The sequence below is a fragment of the Telluria sp. RT2P19 genome, assembly GCF_059685725.1.
Window position 1 is genome coordinate 293,689 of the sequence record NZ_JCASIL010000001.1, and the last position, 14,121, is coordinate 307,809.

The 14,121-nt window shown below is 63.7% G+C and carries 15 protein-coding genes; 13 read left to right on the plus strand and 2 right to left on the minus strand.

Annotated elements, in window-relative coordinates; all coding sequences use genetic code 11:
* Positions 1 to 24: 24 nt before the first annotated feature.
* A complete protein-coding gene (locus AC56KW_RS01210; protein ID WP_497169070.1) occupies positions 25 to 1,002 on the minus strand; it encodes an IS1595 family transposase in 978 nt (325 codons plus the stop codon).
* A gap of 486 nt (positions 1,003 to 1,488) precedes the next feature.
* Here AC56KW_RS01210 and AC56KW_RS01215 point away from each other — a divergent pair, with 486 nt between their 5' ends.
* From AC56KW_RS01215 to AC56KW_RS01230, 4 genes are all read left to right on the plus strand, one after another.
* Positions 1,489 to 1,716, plus strand: a complete 228-nt coding sequence (locus AC56KW_RS01215; protein WP_040777452.1) for a sulfurtransferase TusA family protein — start codon at positions 1,489 to 1,491, stop codon at positions 1,714 to 1,716.
* 214 nt (positions 1,717 to 1,930) lie between these two features.
* Positions 1,931 to 2,680: an electron transfer flavoprotein subunit beta/FixA family protein gene (locus AC56KW_RS01220; protein ID WP_497168909.1), complete on the plus strand. Its 750-nt coding sequence runs from the start codon at positions 1,931 to 1,933 to the stop codon at positions 2,678 to 2,680.
* Between the two features lie 34 nt (positions 2,681 to 2,714).
* Positions 2,715 to 3,644 (plus strand): electron transfer flavoprotein subunit alpha/FixB family protein, encoded by a 930-nt coding sequence (locus AC56KW_RS01225; protein WP_497168910.1) that lies wholly within the window; start codon positions 2,715 to 2,717, stop codon positions 3,642 to 3,644.
* Positions 3,645 to 3,748: 104 nt separating this feature from the next.
* Positions 3,749 to 5,539, plus strand: coding sequence for an acyl-CoA dehydrogenase (locus AC56KW_RS01230; protein WP_497168911.1), 1,791 nt, complete (start codon positions 3,749 to 3,751; stop codon positions 5,537 to 5,539).
* Here AC56KW_RS01230 and AC56KW_RS01235 read toward each other — a convergent pair.
* Entirely contained in the window at positions 5,536 to 5,949 is a 414-nt protein-coding gene (locus tag AC56KW_RS01235) for an NINE protein (RefSeq protein ID WP_497168912.1), read from the minus strand. The genes AC56KW_RS01230 and AC56KW_RS01235 overlap by 4 nt on opposite strands.
* 249 nt (positions 5,950 to 6,198) lie before the next feature.
* Between AC56KW_RS01235 and rpsP the strand changes: the two genes are divergently transcribed.
* The 9 genes from rpsP to AC56KW_RS01280 all read left to right on the plus strand — a co-directional run bounded on the left by rpsP (position 6,199) and on the right by AC56KW_RS01280 (position 14,104).
* Positions 6,199 to 6,447 carry a 30S ribosomal protein S16 gene (rpsP, locus tag AC56KW_RS01240; protein WP_123071958.1) on the plus strand — a complete coding sequence of 83 codons (249 nt, stop codon included), beginning with the start codon at positions 6,199 to 6,201 and terminating at the stop codon, positions 6,445 to 6,447.
* A 45-nt stretch (positions 6,448 to 6,492) separates the two neighbouring features.
* On the plus strand, positions 6,493 to 7,020 hold the full coding sequence (gene rimM, locus AC56KW_RS01245) for a ribosome maturation factor RimM (RefSeq protein ID WP_497169071.1): 528 nt from the start codon (positions 6,493 to 6,495) through the stop codon (positions 7,018 to 7,020).
* A gap of 39 nt (positions 7,021 to 7,059) precedes the next feature.
* A complete protein-coding gene (gene trmD / locus AC56KW_RS01250) occupies positions 7,060 to 7,821 on the plus strand; it encodes a tRNA (guanosine(37)-N1)-methyltransferase TrmD (RefSeq protein ID WP_497168913.1) in 762 nt (253 codons plus the stop codon).
* A 112-nt stretch (positions 7,822 to 7,933) separates the two neighbouring features.
* A complete protein-coding gene (rplS, locus tag AC56KW_RS01255; protein ID WP_137175003.1) occupies positions 7,934 to 8,320 on the plus strand; it encodes a 50S ribosomal protein L19 in 387 nt (128 codons plus the stop codon).
* Between the two features lie 75 nt (positions 8,321 to 8,395).
* Positions 8,396 to 9,067 (plus strand): CoA pyrophosphatase, encoded by a 672-nt coding sequence (locus tag AC56KW_RS01260; RefSeq protein ID WP_497168914.1) that lies wholly within the window; start codon positions 8,396 to 8,398, stop codon positions 9,065 to 9,067.
* 91 nt (positions 9,068 to 9,158) lie between these two features.
* Positions 9,159 to 10,118, plus strand: coding sequence for a CobD/CbiB family protein (locus tag AC56KW_RS01265; RefSeq protein ID WP_497168915.1), 960 nt, complete (start codon positions 9,159 to 9,161; stop codon positions 10,116 to 10,118).
* A gap of 140 nt (positions 10,119 to 10,258) precedes the next feature.
* Positions 10,259 to 10,612: a DUF3579 domain-containing protein gene (locus AC56KW_RS01270; RefSeq protein ID WP_497168916.1), complete on the plus strand. Its 354-nt coding sequence runs from the start codon at positions 10,259 to 10,261 to the stop codon at positions 10,610 to 10,612.
* A gap of 102 nt (positions 10,613 to 10,714) precedes the next feature.
* Complete coding sequence (locus AC56KW_RS01275; protein ID WP_497168917.1) at positions 10,715 to 11,164, plus strand: CBS domain-containing protein; 450 nt, start codon at positions 10,715 to 10,717, stop codon at positions 11,162 to 11,164.
* A 132-nt stretch (positions 11,165 to 11,296) separates the two neighbouring features.
* Positions 11,297 to 14,104: a M16 family metallopeptidase gene (locus AC56KW_RS01280; protein ID WP_497168918.1), complete on the plus strand. Its 2,808-nt coding sequence runs from the start codon at positions 11,297 to 11,299 to the stop codon at positions 14,102 to 14,104.
* Positions 14,105 to 14,121 lie beyond the last annotated feature (17 nt).

The window sequence follows — 14,121 nt, forward strand, 5'->3', positions numbered from 1 at the left end:
CCCTTTTTCATGGCGCTGTGCGCGTTAATTCGTTTCTTTCCGACGGCACGTTGCGCACTGGATGATTGCGACCAGCAATTGCGCTGGCGTACGCAAAGCGCCGTCATCCAGGAAGCGCTGCCAGCCTGAATAGTTCACCAGGTAGCGACTGGCGACGCCATTGAAACGCTTGATCCAGGTCTTGAAGCGGGCATGCCAGCCATTGACGTTATTGAGGTGGATCGCGCCGCGCGCCTTGATCCCGGCGCGCAGGTTGACCGCCTCGTGCGCGATACCGGCGTCGGCGGCAAAGACCCGGTAAGCGGCCGCCGAATCGCTGATCAACACTGCGCCCGGCGCCAGCACCGGCCGCAGGCAGGCGATGAGCTTCACGGCGCTGACCGGCCCGCGACCAGTATGAAAGTCCAGTGTCCGCCGGCCCCGGTCGCGTGCGACGAGCAGGCACTCGTGCTCGCGGCTGATGCCGCGCCGCGTCGCCACGCCGCCGCGCCGCCGCGCGGGACGCGTCAGGTGGCGCGAACCCTTCTGCGATTCGAGCATAAACGTTTCGTCCGCCTCGACCATGCCTTCAAGGCGGGCGGGACGCTTGCACGCGGCCCCCGGCACGAAACGGTGGCGCCAGCGGAAACTGGTGCTGCGGTGCACGCCGACGAGCTCGGCTGCTGCGCGGACCGTGCGCGAATCGAGCACGCATTGCAGGTACGGTAGCCAGGCGGCTTTCTTGCGCAGGCGCGCCAGCGGCGTGTTCGTCAGCGCGCTGAAGCTGCGCCGGCAAGCCAGGCAGCGCCAGCGCTGCAGGCCGCTGGCCGCACCGCAGCGATGGACACGCGGACATTGGCAATGCGGACAGCATGGGGTGGCCGCCGCCTGGGCGACGAAGTGCAGGCACGCGCCAGGGTGGACGATCGCCGCGATCCAGGCGCGCAACCTGGCCACCTCGTCGGTATGCAGGTGCAGCGAGGTCAGCGCGGCAAATACTTCTTCGAAGACCAAGCCTTGCATCATTGCCACCTGATGAGTTAACTCGACAGTGGCTGAGACCGGCGCGAATGGGAAAGGTTCGCATAACTAACGCGAACAGCGCCTTTTTCATGGCAGCGCCACGTCTGCGCGGCGTGTGCCGACCTCCAAAGTGAGTCCGCACTCTTCTCCCGGCGCGAGGGGCCGAGGCCTTGCCGCAAGCGTAGGCTGCCTGGGTAAGCGTGTGTGCAGATGGTCGTTTCGTCTATTGCGTGCGCCATTTCGGACCGCATCTTGCAGGGATGGCGCACCGCGATAGTGCCTTTTGATGAGTATCCAGACCACAATCGATATTGATCAGTCAAGCATTTCACACTGGGTTGCGGTCTTGCAACAATGTGTGACTATTTTGGTGCGGTGCGTCATACTGCGCAAATTGGAGTAGTATGAGATTCAGTTGGCCGACCTCAAGGCCAGTTTATTGAAGGCAGGCAAGCGATGAGCGACATCACCTTAGATATCGACACTATGGAATTCCAGAGAGACCTGGATGCGCGTGGACTGAATTGTCCGTTACCTATCCTCAAAGCCAAGAAGGCGCTCGCCGAGATGGAGACTGGCCAGGTGCTGCGCATCGTTGCCACCGACACCGGCTCGGTGCGCGACTTTCAGGCTTTTGCCAAGCAGACCGGCAACGCCCTCCTGGCCCATACCCACGAGAACGGCGAATTCACTTTCTTGATGCGCCGCAAATAATGCGATTGGCTGCAGCCGTTGTTGCAGCCGCGAGCGTCGTTCCGGACGGGGCGTCCAGTCCCGTCCGCTCCCCTTGAAACCACGGACCCTGCGCAGTTTAGGTGATTTCTTCTAGAAAAAATCGCACGATCGTGCTTTAATTTGGCCCGGAGCGCCGATTTCTCATATAATCTAGGCCACTTATTTCGATCCATCCCATTTTTAAAGGCACCCCATGAAAGTCCTGGTACCCGTCAAACGCGTGGTCGACTACAACGTCAAGGTTCGCGTCAAGTCCGACAACAGCGGCGTCGATGTCGCCAACGTCAAGATGTCGATGAACCCGTTCGACGAGATCGCGCTGGAAGAGGCGACCCGCCTGAAAGAAGGCGGCAAGGTCACCGAAGTGGTGGCAGTGTCGGTGGGCGTGGCCCAGTGCCAGGAAACCCTGCGTACCGGCATGGCGATCGGCGCCGACCGCGGCATCCTGGTGGAAACCGCCGGCGACACCGAGCCGCTGGCCGTGGCCAAGATCGTCAAGGCGCTGGCCGACAAGGAACAGCCGCAGCTGATCATCCTGGGCAAGCAGGCAATCGACGACGACTCGAACCAGACCGGCCAGATGCTGGCTGCACTGCTGGGCTGGCCACAAGCCACCTTCGCCTCGAAAGTCGTGCTGGAAGACGGCAAGGTGACCGTGACGCGCGAAGTCGACGGCGGCCTGGAAACGGTCGCTTTGACGCTTCCCGCCATCATCACCACCGACCTGCGCCTGAACGAACCACGCTACGTGACGCTGCCGAACATCATGAAGGCGAAGAAGAAGCCGCTCGAGACCGTCAAGCCCGAAGAGCTCGGCGTCGACGTCGCGCCGCGCCTGAAGACCCTGAAGGTCGTCGAGCCGGCCAAGCGCTCGGCCGGCGTCAAGGTGCCGGACGTGGCGACCCTGGTGCAGAAGCTGCGCACTGAAGCCAAAGTCATCTAAGCCGTCTGTCGTCACTTAATACATAGGAATCAATATGGTCGCATTAGTCATTGCTGAACACGACAACGGCTCCCTGAAGGGCGCTACCCACCACACCGTGACCGCAGCCGCGCAGTGTGGCGGCGACGTGCACATCCTGGTCGCGGGCTCGAACTGCGGCGCCGCCGCCGAAGCCGCCGCGCAGATCGCCGGCGTAGCCAAGGTGCTGGTCGCCGACGCGCCGCACTTCGCCGACGGCCTGGCCGAGAACGTGGCCGAGCAGATCCTGGCCATCGCCGGCGAGTACTCGCACATCCTGGCCCCGGCCACCGCCTACGGCAAGAACATCCTGCCGCGCGTGGCCGCCAAGCTGGACGTGGCGCAGATCTCCGAGATCACCAAGGTCGATTCGCCCGACACCTTCGAGCGTCCGATCTACGCCGGTAACGCGATCGCCACCGTGCAATCGAGCGACAAGGTGAAAGTCATCACCGTGCGCGGCACCGCCTTCGACTCGGCCGCCGGCGGCGGTTCGGCCGCCATCGAGAACGTCACCGCGGTGGCCGACTCGGGCACCTCGACCTTCGTGGGCCGCGAACTGGCCAAGTCGGACCGTCCGGAGCTGACCGCCGCCAAGGTGATCGTCTCGGGTGGCCGCGGCATCGGCTCGGCCGACAACTTCAAGATCCTGGAGCCGCTGGCCGACAAGCTGGGCGCCGCCATGGGCGCTTCGCGCGCCGCGGTCGACGCCGGCTTCGTGCCGAACGACTGGCAGGTCGGTCAGACCGGCAAGATCGTCGCCCCGACCCTGTATATCGCCGTGGGCATCTCGGGCGCGATCCAGCACTTGGCCGGCATGAAGGACTCGAAGACCATCGTCGCCATCAACAAGGATCCGGAAGCGCCGATCTTCTCGGTCGCCGACTACGGCCTGGTGGGAGACCTGTTCGAGGTCGTGCCGGAACTGGTCAAGGAACTGGGCTGATCGGGCGGCGCGCATCCCTGGATGACGCGCCGACGCAGCCGCACACGCCGTTCCCGCCTGCGCAGGAACGGCGTTTTTTTTGCATGAAAAAACAGGAGACACAGGTGAGCTATAACGCCCCGCTGAAAGACATGCAGTTCGTGCTCAACGAGCTGGCCAATCTGGCCGAGATCAATGCGCTGCCCGGTTGCGAAGACGCGACCCCGGATACCGTGGCCGCGGTGCTCGAAGAAAGCGCAAAATTCTGCGGCGAAGTCATCGCCCCGCTGAACCATGCCGGCGACAAGGAGCCCAGCTTCTGGAAAGACGGCGAAGTCACGACCACCAAAGGCTTCAAGGAAGCCTTCCGCGCCTACGCCGACGCCGGCTGGCAGGGCGTGCAGCACCCGCAAGACTTTGGCGGCCAGGGCTTGCCCAAGCTGGTGGCAACGCCGTGCATGGAAATGCTGCACGGGGCGAACCTGGCGTTCGCGCTGGTCGCGCTGCTGTCCGATGGCGCCATCGAGGCGCTGCTCACGGCAGGCTCTGACGAACAGAAGGCGCGCTTCCTCGAGCCGCTGGTCTCGGGCCAGTGGACCGGCACCATGAACCTGACCGAGCCGCAGGCCGGTTCCGACCTGGCCGCGGTGCGCACCCGCGCCGAGCCGCAGGGCGATGGTCGCTACAAGATCTTCGGCACCAAGATCTACATCACCTATGGTGAGCACGACATGGCCGAGAACATCGTCCATCTGGTGCTGGCGCGTACGCCTGATGCGCCGCCGGGCGTGAAAGGTATCTCGCTGTTCATCGTGCCCAAGTTCATGATCAACGACGACGGTTCGCTCGGCGCGCGCAACGACGTGCACTGCGTCTCGATCGAGCACAAGCTGGGCATCAAGGCCAGCCCGACCGCGGTGCTGCAGTTCGGCGACCACGGCGGCGCGATCGGCACCCTGGTGGGCGAAGAGAACCGCGGCCTGGAATACATGTTCATCATGATGAATGCGGCCCGCTTCGGCGTCGGCATGCAGGGCGTCGGCCTGGCCGAACATGCTTACCAGCAGGCCGTGGCGTTCGCCAGGGAGCGCGTGCAGTCGCGCGAAGTATCCGGTTCGCCGGGACCGGTGGCGATCATCAACCACCCGGATGTGCGCCGCATGCTGATGTCGATGCGCGCCCAGACCGAGGCGGCGCGCGCGCTGGCCTACGTGGGCGCGGGGATCTCGGACCTGGCCCATCACCATCCGGACGAGGCGACGCGCCAGGCCAACCTGGCCGTGTATGAATACCTGGTCCCGGTGATCAAGGGGTGGTCGACCGAGATGAGCGAAAACGTCGCCCGCGACGGCGTGCAGGTGCATGGCGGCATGGGTTTCATCGAGGAAACCGGCGCCGCCCAGCACTACCGCGACGCGAAGATCCTCACGATCTACGAAGGCACGACCGCGATCCAGGCGAACGACCTGGTCGGCCGCAAGACCGTGCGCGATGGCGGCGCGGTCGCCAAGGCGCTGATCGCGCAGGTGCGCGAGGCCGAGGCGCAGTTGGGCGAGATGCAGGGTGAAGACTTTGGCGCGATCGCGCGCCGCCTGCAAGAGGGTAGCGCAGCGCTGGAGCAGGTGGTCGACTACGTGGTGGCCAATGCCAGGTCGGACGTGCGCGCCGTGTTCGCCGGCAGCGTCACTTACCTGAAGCTGGCCGGCATCGTGCTGGGCGGCTGGCAAATGGCGCGCGCGGCCTTGGTCGCGCAGAAGAAGCTGGCGACGGGCGAGGGCGACGCCGCCTTCTATCGCGCCAAGATCGCTACTGCGCGTTTCTTCGCGGACCACATCCTGTCGCAGGCGCCGGGCCTGCGTACGGCCATCGTCGAAGGCGCCGCAGGCGTCCTGGCCCTGGACGTGGAGCAGTTCTAGCCGTAGGCGCCACCTGTAAACAACAGGTCGAACAGCCGCGCCATCGTTCCGATCAGGACGATGGCGCCGGTCAGCATCGTGATCACCAGCAGCACCGGCAAGATCCAGTTCGACTGCGATTGCCGGCCGCTGCCCTGATTGTATTTCTCATCCCATTTCTCATCCGGCGTGAGACCGATCACCAGTGCTTCGATGAAGCCGGCGATGAACGACACCAGGAGCGGCAACACCACATAGAAGGGGTGCGGCTTGACCGCGCCGTACAGGATGCCGGTGATGGGCAGCGCGCACAGGTGCAGCAGCCCGAGCCGGTCGGCGCCGCTCTTCACATAAAAGCGGTGTGCCCCGAGGCCGCCGAGCAGCAGCGCGAGCAGGGTGGCGACGGTCTTGTTCTTGTGCGGAGCGGCCATGGGTACTGTTCAAAGTTTAATGACAGCAAGTATCGTCCATATTTGCAGGAATGGCACGTGTTGGGCGACCGGCTGCCGAAATGGCGGAATGGCCGGTGGCGGTGTGGCGAAAAATCAGCGATAATGCTTGATTGTTCGGGGACTGCGCTGGGACTGCGCGCCCTGTTGTCATTAACGCTTGCTGCTGTTCGGTGTCGCGCGCTATAATCGTCGACTTTCTCCGTCCAGAACAACTTTTTCGGAAATATTATGGTCGTTATTCGTTTGGCTCGTGGTGGCGCTAAAAAGCGTCCGTTCTTCAATATCGTTGCAACCGATTCGCGCAACCGTCGCGATGGTCGTTTCATCGAGCGCATCGGTTTCTACAACCCGATGGCTTCGGGCGCCGAAGTCGGCCTGCGTATCGCTGCTGACCGTCTGGCTCACTGGCAAGGCGTTGGCGCACAACTGTCGCCAACCGTCGCTCGCCTGGTCGCCCAGCAAAAGCCGGCTGCTTAATCCAGGCAGCAAGCTGCAGTGAACGATTCAGCAGTAGCGGGCGGGGTGCAAGTCCCCGATGACCTGACTCCGGTCGGTTATATTTCCGGTGCATATGGCATTGTGGGCGGCATCCGTGTCTCCCCGCATTCGCCCGAGGCCGATGCGCTGCTGAGCGTGAAAACCTGGTGGCTCGACAAGCCGACCCTGCACGCCGTCACCGTACGGAGTGCAAAGCTGCACGGTGGCGATGTCGTCGCCACCCTGGTCGGCATGCGTGACCGCGATGCGGCCGAGGCGCTCAAGGGCGCAACGGTGCAGGTCGCGCGCAGCGAGTTTCCAGCGCTCGAAGAGGGCGAGTATTACTGGTCCGACCTGATCGGCCTGGATGTGGTCAACCTGCAGGGCGAAGCCCTGGGCAAGGTGACCGACATGATGCACAACGGCGCGCAATCCATTTTGCGCATCACGCCCGTCGCCGATACGGCGCTGGAAAAGGCGCCCGAGCGCCTCGTGCCGTTCGTGGACCAGTTCGTCAAGACCGTCAGCCTCGAGCAACAACTGATTACCCTGGATTGGGGCCTCGATTTTTGAGTCTCTCCAAGCCGGAGCGAACTGAAGGAGCACAGCGCGATGCAGTTTGACGTCGTGAGCTTGTTCCCTGAAATGTTCGCCGCATTGACGCAGTCGGGTGTTACCCGGCGCGCCTTCGAGCAGCAGCGCTGGGGCCTGACGATCTGGAATCCGCGTGATTTCACCCAGGACCGGCACCGCACCGTGGATGATCGGCCGTATGGCGGTGGTCCCGGGATGGTGATGCTGGCCAAGCCGCTCGAAGCGACGATCATTGCTGCGAAGCAAAGACAAATCGACCTCGGCCTGCCGAGCCCGCGTGTCGTGTTCATGTCGCCGCAAGGCAAGCCATTGAGCCACGAACGCGCGATGGCGCTGAAGGACGAACCCGGTCTCGTGATCCTGTGCGGCCGCTACGAAGCGGTGGACCAGCGCTTGCTGGACCGCTGTGTTGATGAGGAAATTTCTCTCGGCGACTTCGTGCTGTCGGGCGGTGAATTGCCGGCCATGGCCTTGATGGATGCGGTGGTGCGCCTGATTCCCGGCGTGCTCGGCGACGATGCCTCGGCGGTCGAAGACAGCTTTGTCAACGGCCTGCTCGATTCGCCGCATTACACGCGGCCCGAAGTGTATGAAGATGTCCCGGTGCCGCCGGTCCTGATGGGCGGCAACCATGCCGAGATCGTCAAGTGGCGCCGCCAGCGCATGCTGGAAGCGACCGCGACCAAACGGCCCGACCTGCTGGACAAGGCGCGCGCCGCCGGCCAGCTGAGCAAGAAGGACGAACAATTTTTGGCAGGTTTGGTCAAACCTGCCGAGTAGGAATATGCGCAGCAGGATCGCGCATGCAACCGCGGGCGCGTTGCCCGTGGTTCAACCCCATCCTCTACTGGGCGAAGGTAGTGCCAGCAAGATGGTTTTTGGAGTCATAAAAATGAATCTGATTCAACAACTCGAGCAAGAAGAAATCGCGCGCCTCGGCCGCGCGATCCCTGATTTCGCACCTGGCGACACCGTGGTCGTCAGCGTCAACGTCGTCGAAGGCAACCGCAAGCGCGCCCAGGCATACGAAGGCGTCGTGATTTCGCGTCGTAACCGTGGCCTGAACTCGAACTTCATCGTTCGCAAGATCTCGTCCGGCGAAGGCGTCGAGCGTACGTTCCAGCTGTACTCGCCGCTGATCGCTTCGATCGAGGTGAAGCGCCGTGGTGACGTCCGCCGTGCGAAGCTGTACTACCTGCGTGAGCGTTCGGGCAAATCGGCGCGTATCAAAGAAAAACTGCCACAGCGTCGCGTCAAGACCGTCGCTGCAGCCGAGTAATCGCACTCGTGCTCTGGAAAAGGCATCCGCAAGGATGCCTTTTTTAATTCCGGCGGCATTGTTTGCAAAGGATTCATGTTGGCCAAGCTCGTATTCGACCCCACCCAGTTGCCTGTCGCCAGCCTGGCGGGCGAAGCGCCGATCGCACCGGCGCGCCTCGTTCCCGCCGCGCTGCGCGCGCGCTTTGGACAGACGCTGCCATGGGAGGCCGAGGCATCGGATGAACGGCGGGGCCTGGCTGCAGCCGTGCTGCGCCGCGCCGCCGTGCTGGTGCCGCTGGTCGCCCGTCCCGAGGGCGTAACCGTGCTGCTGACCTTGCGCACCGACCATCTGTCCAGCCATGCCGGCCAGGTCAGTTTTCCGGGCGGCCGTACTGAGGAGCTCGACTCGTCGCCGATCGAGACCGCGCTGCGCGAGACCGAGGAAGAAATCGGCCTGCATCGCCGCCATGTCGAGATCATCGGCGTGCTGCCCGACTACGCCACCGTCAGCGATTACCGTGTAACCCCGGTCGTGGCCCTGGTGCAGCCGCCGTTCGAATTGACACCCGACCCGGGCGAGGTGGCCGAGGCCTTCGAGGTACCCCTGGCCTTCCTGATGGATGGCCTGAACCACCAGCGCCGCATCATCGACTTGCCACAGGGCGCAGGCAAGCGCGCCTTTTATACAATGCCTTACGAGCAATATTTCATCTGGGGCGCGACTGCCGCCATGCTGCGCAACCTCTTCCATTTCCTGCGTGCGTAATCCTTTATTACAGGTCTGGATTTGATTCTGGCAGGCTTCTCCGCTATCGTAGCGGGGCAGTCGTATTGCCAAAACAAAAAAGGGTTCCTGAATGACATTCTTTTCCATCCTGTGCGCGCTGCTCATCGAGCAGCTGAAGCCGCTGCGCGCCGATAACCAGGTCTATGGCGGCATCAAGTCGCTCGCCATCCGTATCGAGACCTGGTTCAATGCCGGCGAACAAAAGAATGGACGCATGGGCTGGATCCTGATGATGATTGCCCTGATGCTGCCGACCTGGCTCGTCTACTGGTTCTTCATGCGCTATAACCTCGTGTTCCTGGCCTTTGCCTGGAATGTCCTGATCGTCTACCTGACCCTGGGTTTTCGCCACTATAGCCACTATTTCACGTCGATCCAGCTTGCGCTCAACTCGGGCGACGAGGCGCGCGCGCGTACACTCCTGGCCGAATGGACGAGGCTGGATACGGTCGGCATGGATGGCGCCGAGATCACCCGCATCGCGGTCGAGAAAGCCTTGATCACGACCCATCGCAATGTATTCGGCGTATTCTTCTGGTTCCTGATGCCGCTCGGGCCGGCCGGCGCCGTGATGTACCGCGTTTCCGAATACCTGTCGCGCGCCTGGAACGAGCCCGACCACATGCGCAACGAAGCCTTCGGCCAGTTCGCCGCCAGGGCTTTCTACTGGATCGACTGGGTGCCGGTGCGCCTGACGGCCGTGGCCTTCGCCGTGGTCGGCAATTTCGAGGACGCGGTCTACGCCTGGCGCAACTTCGCCGACCGCTGGGCCGACGAGGCGCGCGGCATCATCCTGTCGGCCGGCGGCGGCGCGATGGGTGTGCGGCTCGGCACGCCGAACGAAAATGCGCCACAATTACTCCCGGCGGACGCTGCCACCGTGGACTTGAGCGACAGCGACGTGGATGTGATGCCGGGCGAAGAGCCGAATGTCCGTGCCTTGCAAAGCACGGTCGGACTGGTGTGGCGCGCCCTGATCTTGTGGATGATCCTGCTGTTGCTGACGTCGAGCGTGGCCTGGCTGCGCTAGGCGGCCGGCGGTGTGGCGCGCCGGGTCTCGTCCTCAAGTCTTCTATAAGATATAATACTGCCTGAACCGAGCAAAGCTGTATTGCACCGAGCTGACTTGCTCTTATCCACGCAGTATTTTCTGTCTGAGCGCGTAGGACTATGACCGACCAATTGCAAGCGAAGGATGAGGAACTCTCTGGCGAGTTTTTCATCCTGGGCCTCACGAACAAAGGCAAGCAGTTCCGCCCGAGCGACTGGGCCGAGCGGCTGTGTGGCGTCATGGCCTGCTATTGCCCCGGCTCCGGCGGTCCCAACGCCCATCTCAAGTTCTCTCCCTACGTCTACCCGACCGTGGTCAACGGCACCAAGGCCGTCGTGGTCAACCGCAGCCTGCAAAAGATCGAACCGCTGGCCTACCATTTCGTGGTCAGCTTCGCCAAGGACAACGACATGCAAGTGGTCGACGCCTGCTTCGTGCCCTTGCCGGGCGAGACGAAACCGGGCGCTGCCTGAACCGTATCGCCAACTTGACGCCACTGGCGCTTTGACTAAAATCAAAGCGCCAGTTTTGTTTTGGCTTAGCCTCCACGGATAACCGCGGGCGAGGGGACTACCATGCGCATCGGCGACATCTGCACCAACGACACCATTTGCTGCACCCGCGACGAGACCGTGCAGGGCGCCGCCATGCTGATGCGGCGCCACCATGTCGGCGACCTGGTCGTGGTCGACACCGATGGCGGCGCCAAGGTCCCGCTCGGCATCCTGACCGACCGTGACATCGTGCTGGCCGTCATCGCGCCCGGGCTCGATCCGGCCAGCCTGCTGGCCGGCGACATCATGAGCGACGACCTGCTCATCGCCAGTGAGTCGGACGATGTCTACGCAACCATCGAGCACATGCGCCTGCGCGGTCTTCGCCGGGTGCCGGTGGTGGATGCCAACGGCAACCTCTCCGGCATCGTCAGCGCCGACGACTTGCTCGAATTCCTGGCCGAGGAAATGAGCGAGCTGTCGCGCATCGGCTCCTGGCAGCAATCGCACGAGCGCCGCGTGCGTCAATGACGGCCTGGTATTGCAGGCCGCGACTCCGGCCTGTCAACTACGCATGCGAATAGGCAACAGGTAGCGTTCCCGTCTGCTAACATCGCAGGATCGGGCGGGACGGCTGGCGTCCCGCCTTTATGACGGGACACCATGAATTCGACATTTCAGCTGCGCGGGATCGCCGCGCATGTGACGGCGGGCTGCATTGCCCTGGTCTTGGCCACGTCGGCAGCCGCTGCCGCCGCACCGGCCAGGCAAGCCACCGACAAACCTGCCGCCGGCGCGACGCTGCCGAAGGGCGTGACCCTTGGCCCATCGGTCGAAGGGATCACCGAATACCGCCTGGCCAACGGCCTGAAAGTGCTGCTGTTCCCGGATGCCTCGCGTCCGACCGTCACCGTGAACATGACCTACCTGGTCGGCTCGCGCCACGAGAACTACGGCGAGACCGGCATGGCCCACCTGCTCGAGCACCTGCTGTTCAAGGGCGCCAGGAACAACCGCGACATCACCAAGCAGTTCTCCGAGCGCGGCATGCAGTTCAACGGCACCACCTCGCTCGACCGCACCAACTACTACGAGGTGTTCCAGGCGTCGAAGGAAAATCTCGATTGGGCGCTGCAGATGGAAGCCGACCGCATGGTCAACTCTTTCGTATCGGCCAAGGATCTCGCTTCGGAGATGACCGTGGTGCGCAACGAGTACGAAGCCGGCGAGAACGAGCCGGGCAACGTGCTGTTCAAGCGCATGCAAAGCGTCGCCTACGACTGGCACAGCTATGGCCGCTCGACCATCGGCAACCGCAGCGACATCGAGAACGTGCGTATCGAGAACCTGCAGAATTTCTACCGTACCTATTACCAGCCCGATAATGCGGTGCTGCTGGTGGCCGGCCAGTTCGATCCGCAAGCGACCCTGGCAAACATCGGTCGCCTGTTCGGCGCGATCCCGAAACCCAAGCGCACCCTGCCGGCCTTCTGGACGGTGGAGCCGACCCAGGACGGCGAACGCAGTTTCGCCGTGCGGCGCCAGGGCGATATGCAATTCGTCGCCGTCGGCTACAAGATCCCATCCGACCTGCACCCGGAAGCGGAAGCGCTCGGTTTCGCTTCCCAGATCCTGGGCGACGCGCCGAACGGCCGCCTGCACAAGCTGCTGGTCGAGAGCGGCAAGGCCGTCCAGGTGTTCAGCTTCGGCCAGACCGGCTACGCGCCCGGCCTGCAATTCTTCGGCGCCGTGGTCAAGCTGGGCGAGCCGATCGAACCGGTACGCGAGGCGCTGATCCAGGCGGTCGAGGAACTGGCCACCAAGCCGCCCACGAGCGAGGAGCTCGAACGCGTGCGCCGCTCGTGGCTGAACACGGTCGAGCGCAGCCTCAACAACCCGCAGGCGGTGGGCGTGGCCCTGTCCGAGCCGATCGCTCTCGGCGACTGGCGCATGTATTTCGTGGGCCGCGAACGCGTGCAAAAGGTGACGGCCGAGCAGGTCGCGGCCCAGGCCGGCCGCTATTACCTGCGCAGCAACCGCACCGTCGGCATCTTCATCCCCGAGGAAGCGTCGAAACGCGCCGAGCTGCCTGCCGCGCCAACGCTGGCCGAGGCCATGAAGGACTTCAAGCCGGCCGCCTCGAACCTGGTCTCGGAAAACTTCGACCCGAGCCAGGCCAACATCATGAAGCGCACCACCTTGACCACCGCCGGCGGCGTCAAGCTGGCGCTGCTGCCGAAGAAGAACCGGGGCGAAACCGTGACGGTCGACCTGCGCCAGCATTTCGGCGACGCGAAAAGCCTGTTCGGCAAGGGCACGACCCAGGCGCTGACGAACCTGATGCTGATGCGCGGCACCACCCGCTACACGCGCGCCGAACTGGCCGACGCCTTCGACAAGCTCAAGATCGCGGGCAGCCCGACCCATTTCCAGACTACCCGCGAACACTTGCCGGAAGCGCTCAAGCTGGTGGCCCATGTGCTCAAGGAGCCGGCCTTCCCGGAATCCGAATTCGAGCAGCTGCGCCAGCAACTGCTGGTCGGCATCGAAGCCGGCCGCAACGAGCCGCAGAGCGCCGCGGTGCGTGCGCTGGGCCAGCACTTCAACCGCTACCCGCGCGGCGACGTGCGTTACTCGCCGAGCCTGGACGAGCAGCTCGAGGAAGCGAAGGCGGCGCGCCTGGAGCAGGTGACATCCTTCCACCGCGACTTCTACGGCGCCAATCCGGCCGAGATGGCGATCGTGGGCGACTTCGACCCGCAGCAGGTCACGCCGCTGGTGAACCAGCTGTTTGGCGCTTGGCGCGCACCGCAGGCGCATGCGCCGGTGCTCGATACCTTTGCCGAGGTCGCGCCGGTGACGCGCACCCTCGACACACCGGACAAGGAAAACGGCTTCTATATCGCGCGCCTGAACCTGGACCTGAACGTCGACGACGACCAGTTCCCGGCGCTGGCGCTGGCCAACTACATCTTTGGCGACGGCGGCCTCAAGTCGCGCCTGATGGACCGTATCCGCCAGAAGGATGGCCTGTCGTACGGCGGCGGCTCGGACGTCTCGCCGGGCACGCTGGACCGCGCCGGCAGCTTCACCATCAATGCGATCGCGGCGCCGCAGAACCTGGCCAAGCTGGACGCGGCGGTACGCACCGAACTGGCGCGGGCGCTCAAGGAAGGCTTCACGGCCGAGGAGCTGGCCGGCGCCAAGTCGGGCCTGGCGCAACAGCGCCTGCAGACGCGTGCGAACGATGGCGCTCTGGCGTCGGGCTGGACCTCGTTCATCTACCGCGGCAAGACCTTCGAGGCCTCCGCCGAGTTCGAGCGCAAGATGAATGCAGTGACATTGCCTCAGCTAAATGCAGCATTTCGCAAGGCGATCGATCCGGCTAGACTGTCCGTATTCATGGCGGGAGACCAGGCCAAGGCCAAGTCGTCGGCAGGGGCTGAGCAACCAACGGTTACTATGCCTTAACAGCAACAGTTTCCTGA

Excerpts from the sequence above, each read along its gene's own strand:
- AC56KW_RS01235 (WP_497168912.1), bottom strand. The coding sequence starts at position 5,949 with ATGGCCGCTCCGCACAAGAACAAGACCGTCGCCACCCTGCTCGCGCTG.
- AC56KW_RS01220 (WP_497168909.1), top strand. The coding sequence starts at position 1,931 with ATGAAAGTCCTGGTACCCGTCAAACGCGTGGTCGACTACAACGTCAAG.
- AC56KW_RS01210 (WP_497169070.1), bottom strand. The coding sequence starts at position 1,002 with ATGCAAGGCTTGGTCTTCGAAGAAGTATTTGCCGCGCTGACCTCGCTG.
- rpsP (WP_123071958.1), top strand. The coding sequence starts at position 6,199 with ATGGTCGTTATTCGTTTGGCTCGTGGTGGCGCTAAAAAGCGTCCGTTC.
- rplS (WP_137175003.1), top strand. The coding sequence starts at position 7,934 with ATGAATCTGATTCAACAACTCGAGCAAGAAGAAATCGCGCGCCTCGGC.
- AC56KW_RS01225 (WP_497168910.1), top strand. The coding sequence starts at position 2,715 with ATGGTCGCATTAGTCATTGCTGAACACGACAACGGCTCCCTGAAGGGC.
- AC56KW_RS01275 (WP_497168917.1), top strand. The coding sequence starts at position 10,715 with ATGCGCATCGGCGACATCTGCACCAACGACACCATTTGCTGCACCCGC.
- AC56KW_RS01265 (WP_497168915.1), top strand. The coding sequence starts at position 9,159 with ATGACATTCTTTTCCATCCTGTGCGCGCTGCTCATCGAGCAGCTGAAG.
- AC56KW_RS01260 (WP_497168914.1), top strand. The coding sequence starts at position 8,396 with ATGTTGGCCAAGCTCGTATTCGACCCCACCCAGTTGCCTGTCGCCAGC.
- AC56KW_RS01215 (WP_040777452.1), top strand. The coding sequence starts at position 1,489 with ATGGAATTCCAGAGAGACCTGGATGCGCGTGGACTGAATTGTCCGTTA.
- AC56KW_RS01280 (WP_497168918.1), top strand. The coding sequence starts at position 11,297 with ATGAATTCGACATTTCAGCTGCGCGGGATCGCCGCGCATGTGACGGCG.
- trmD (WP_497168913.1), top strand. The coding sequence starts at position 7,060 with ATGCAGTTTGACGTCGTGAGCTTGTTCCCTGAAATGTTCGCCGCATTG.
- AC56KW_RS01270 (WP_497168916.1), top strand. The coding sequence starts at position 10,259 with ATGACCGACCAATTGCAAGCGAAGGATGAGGAACTCTCTGGCGAGTTT.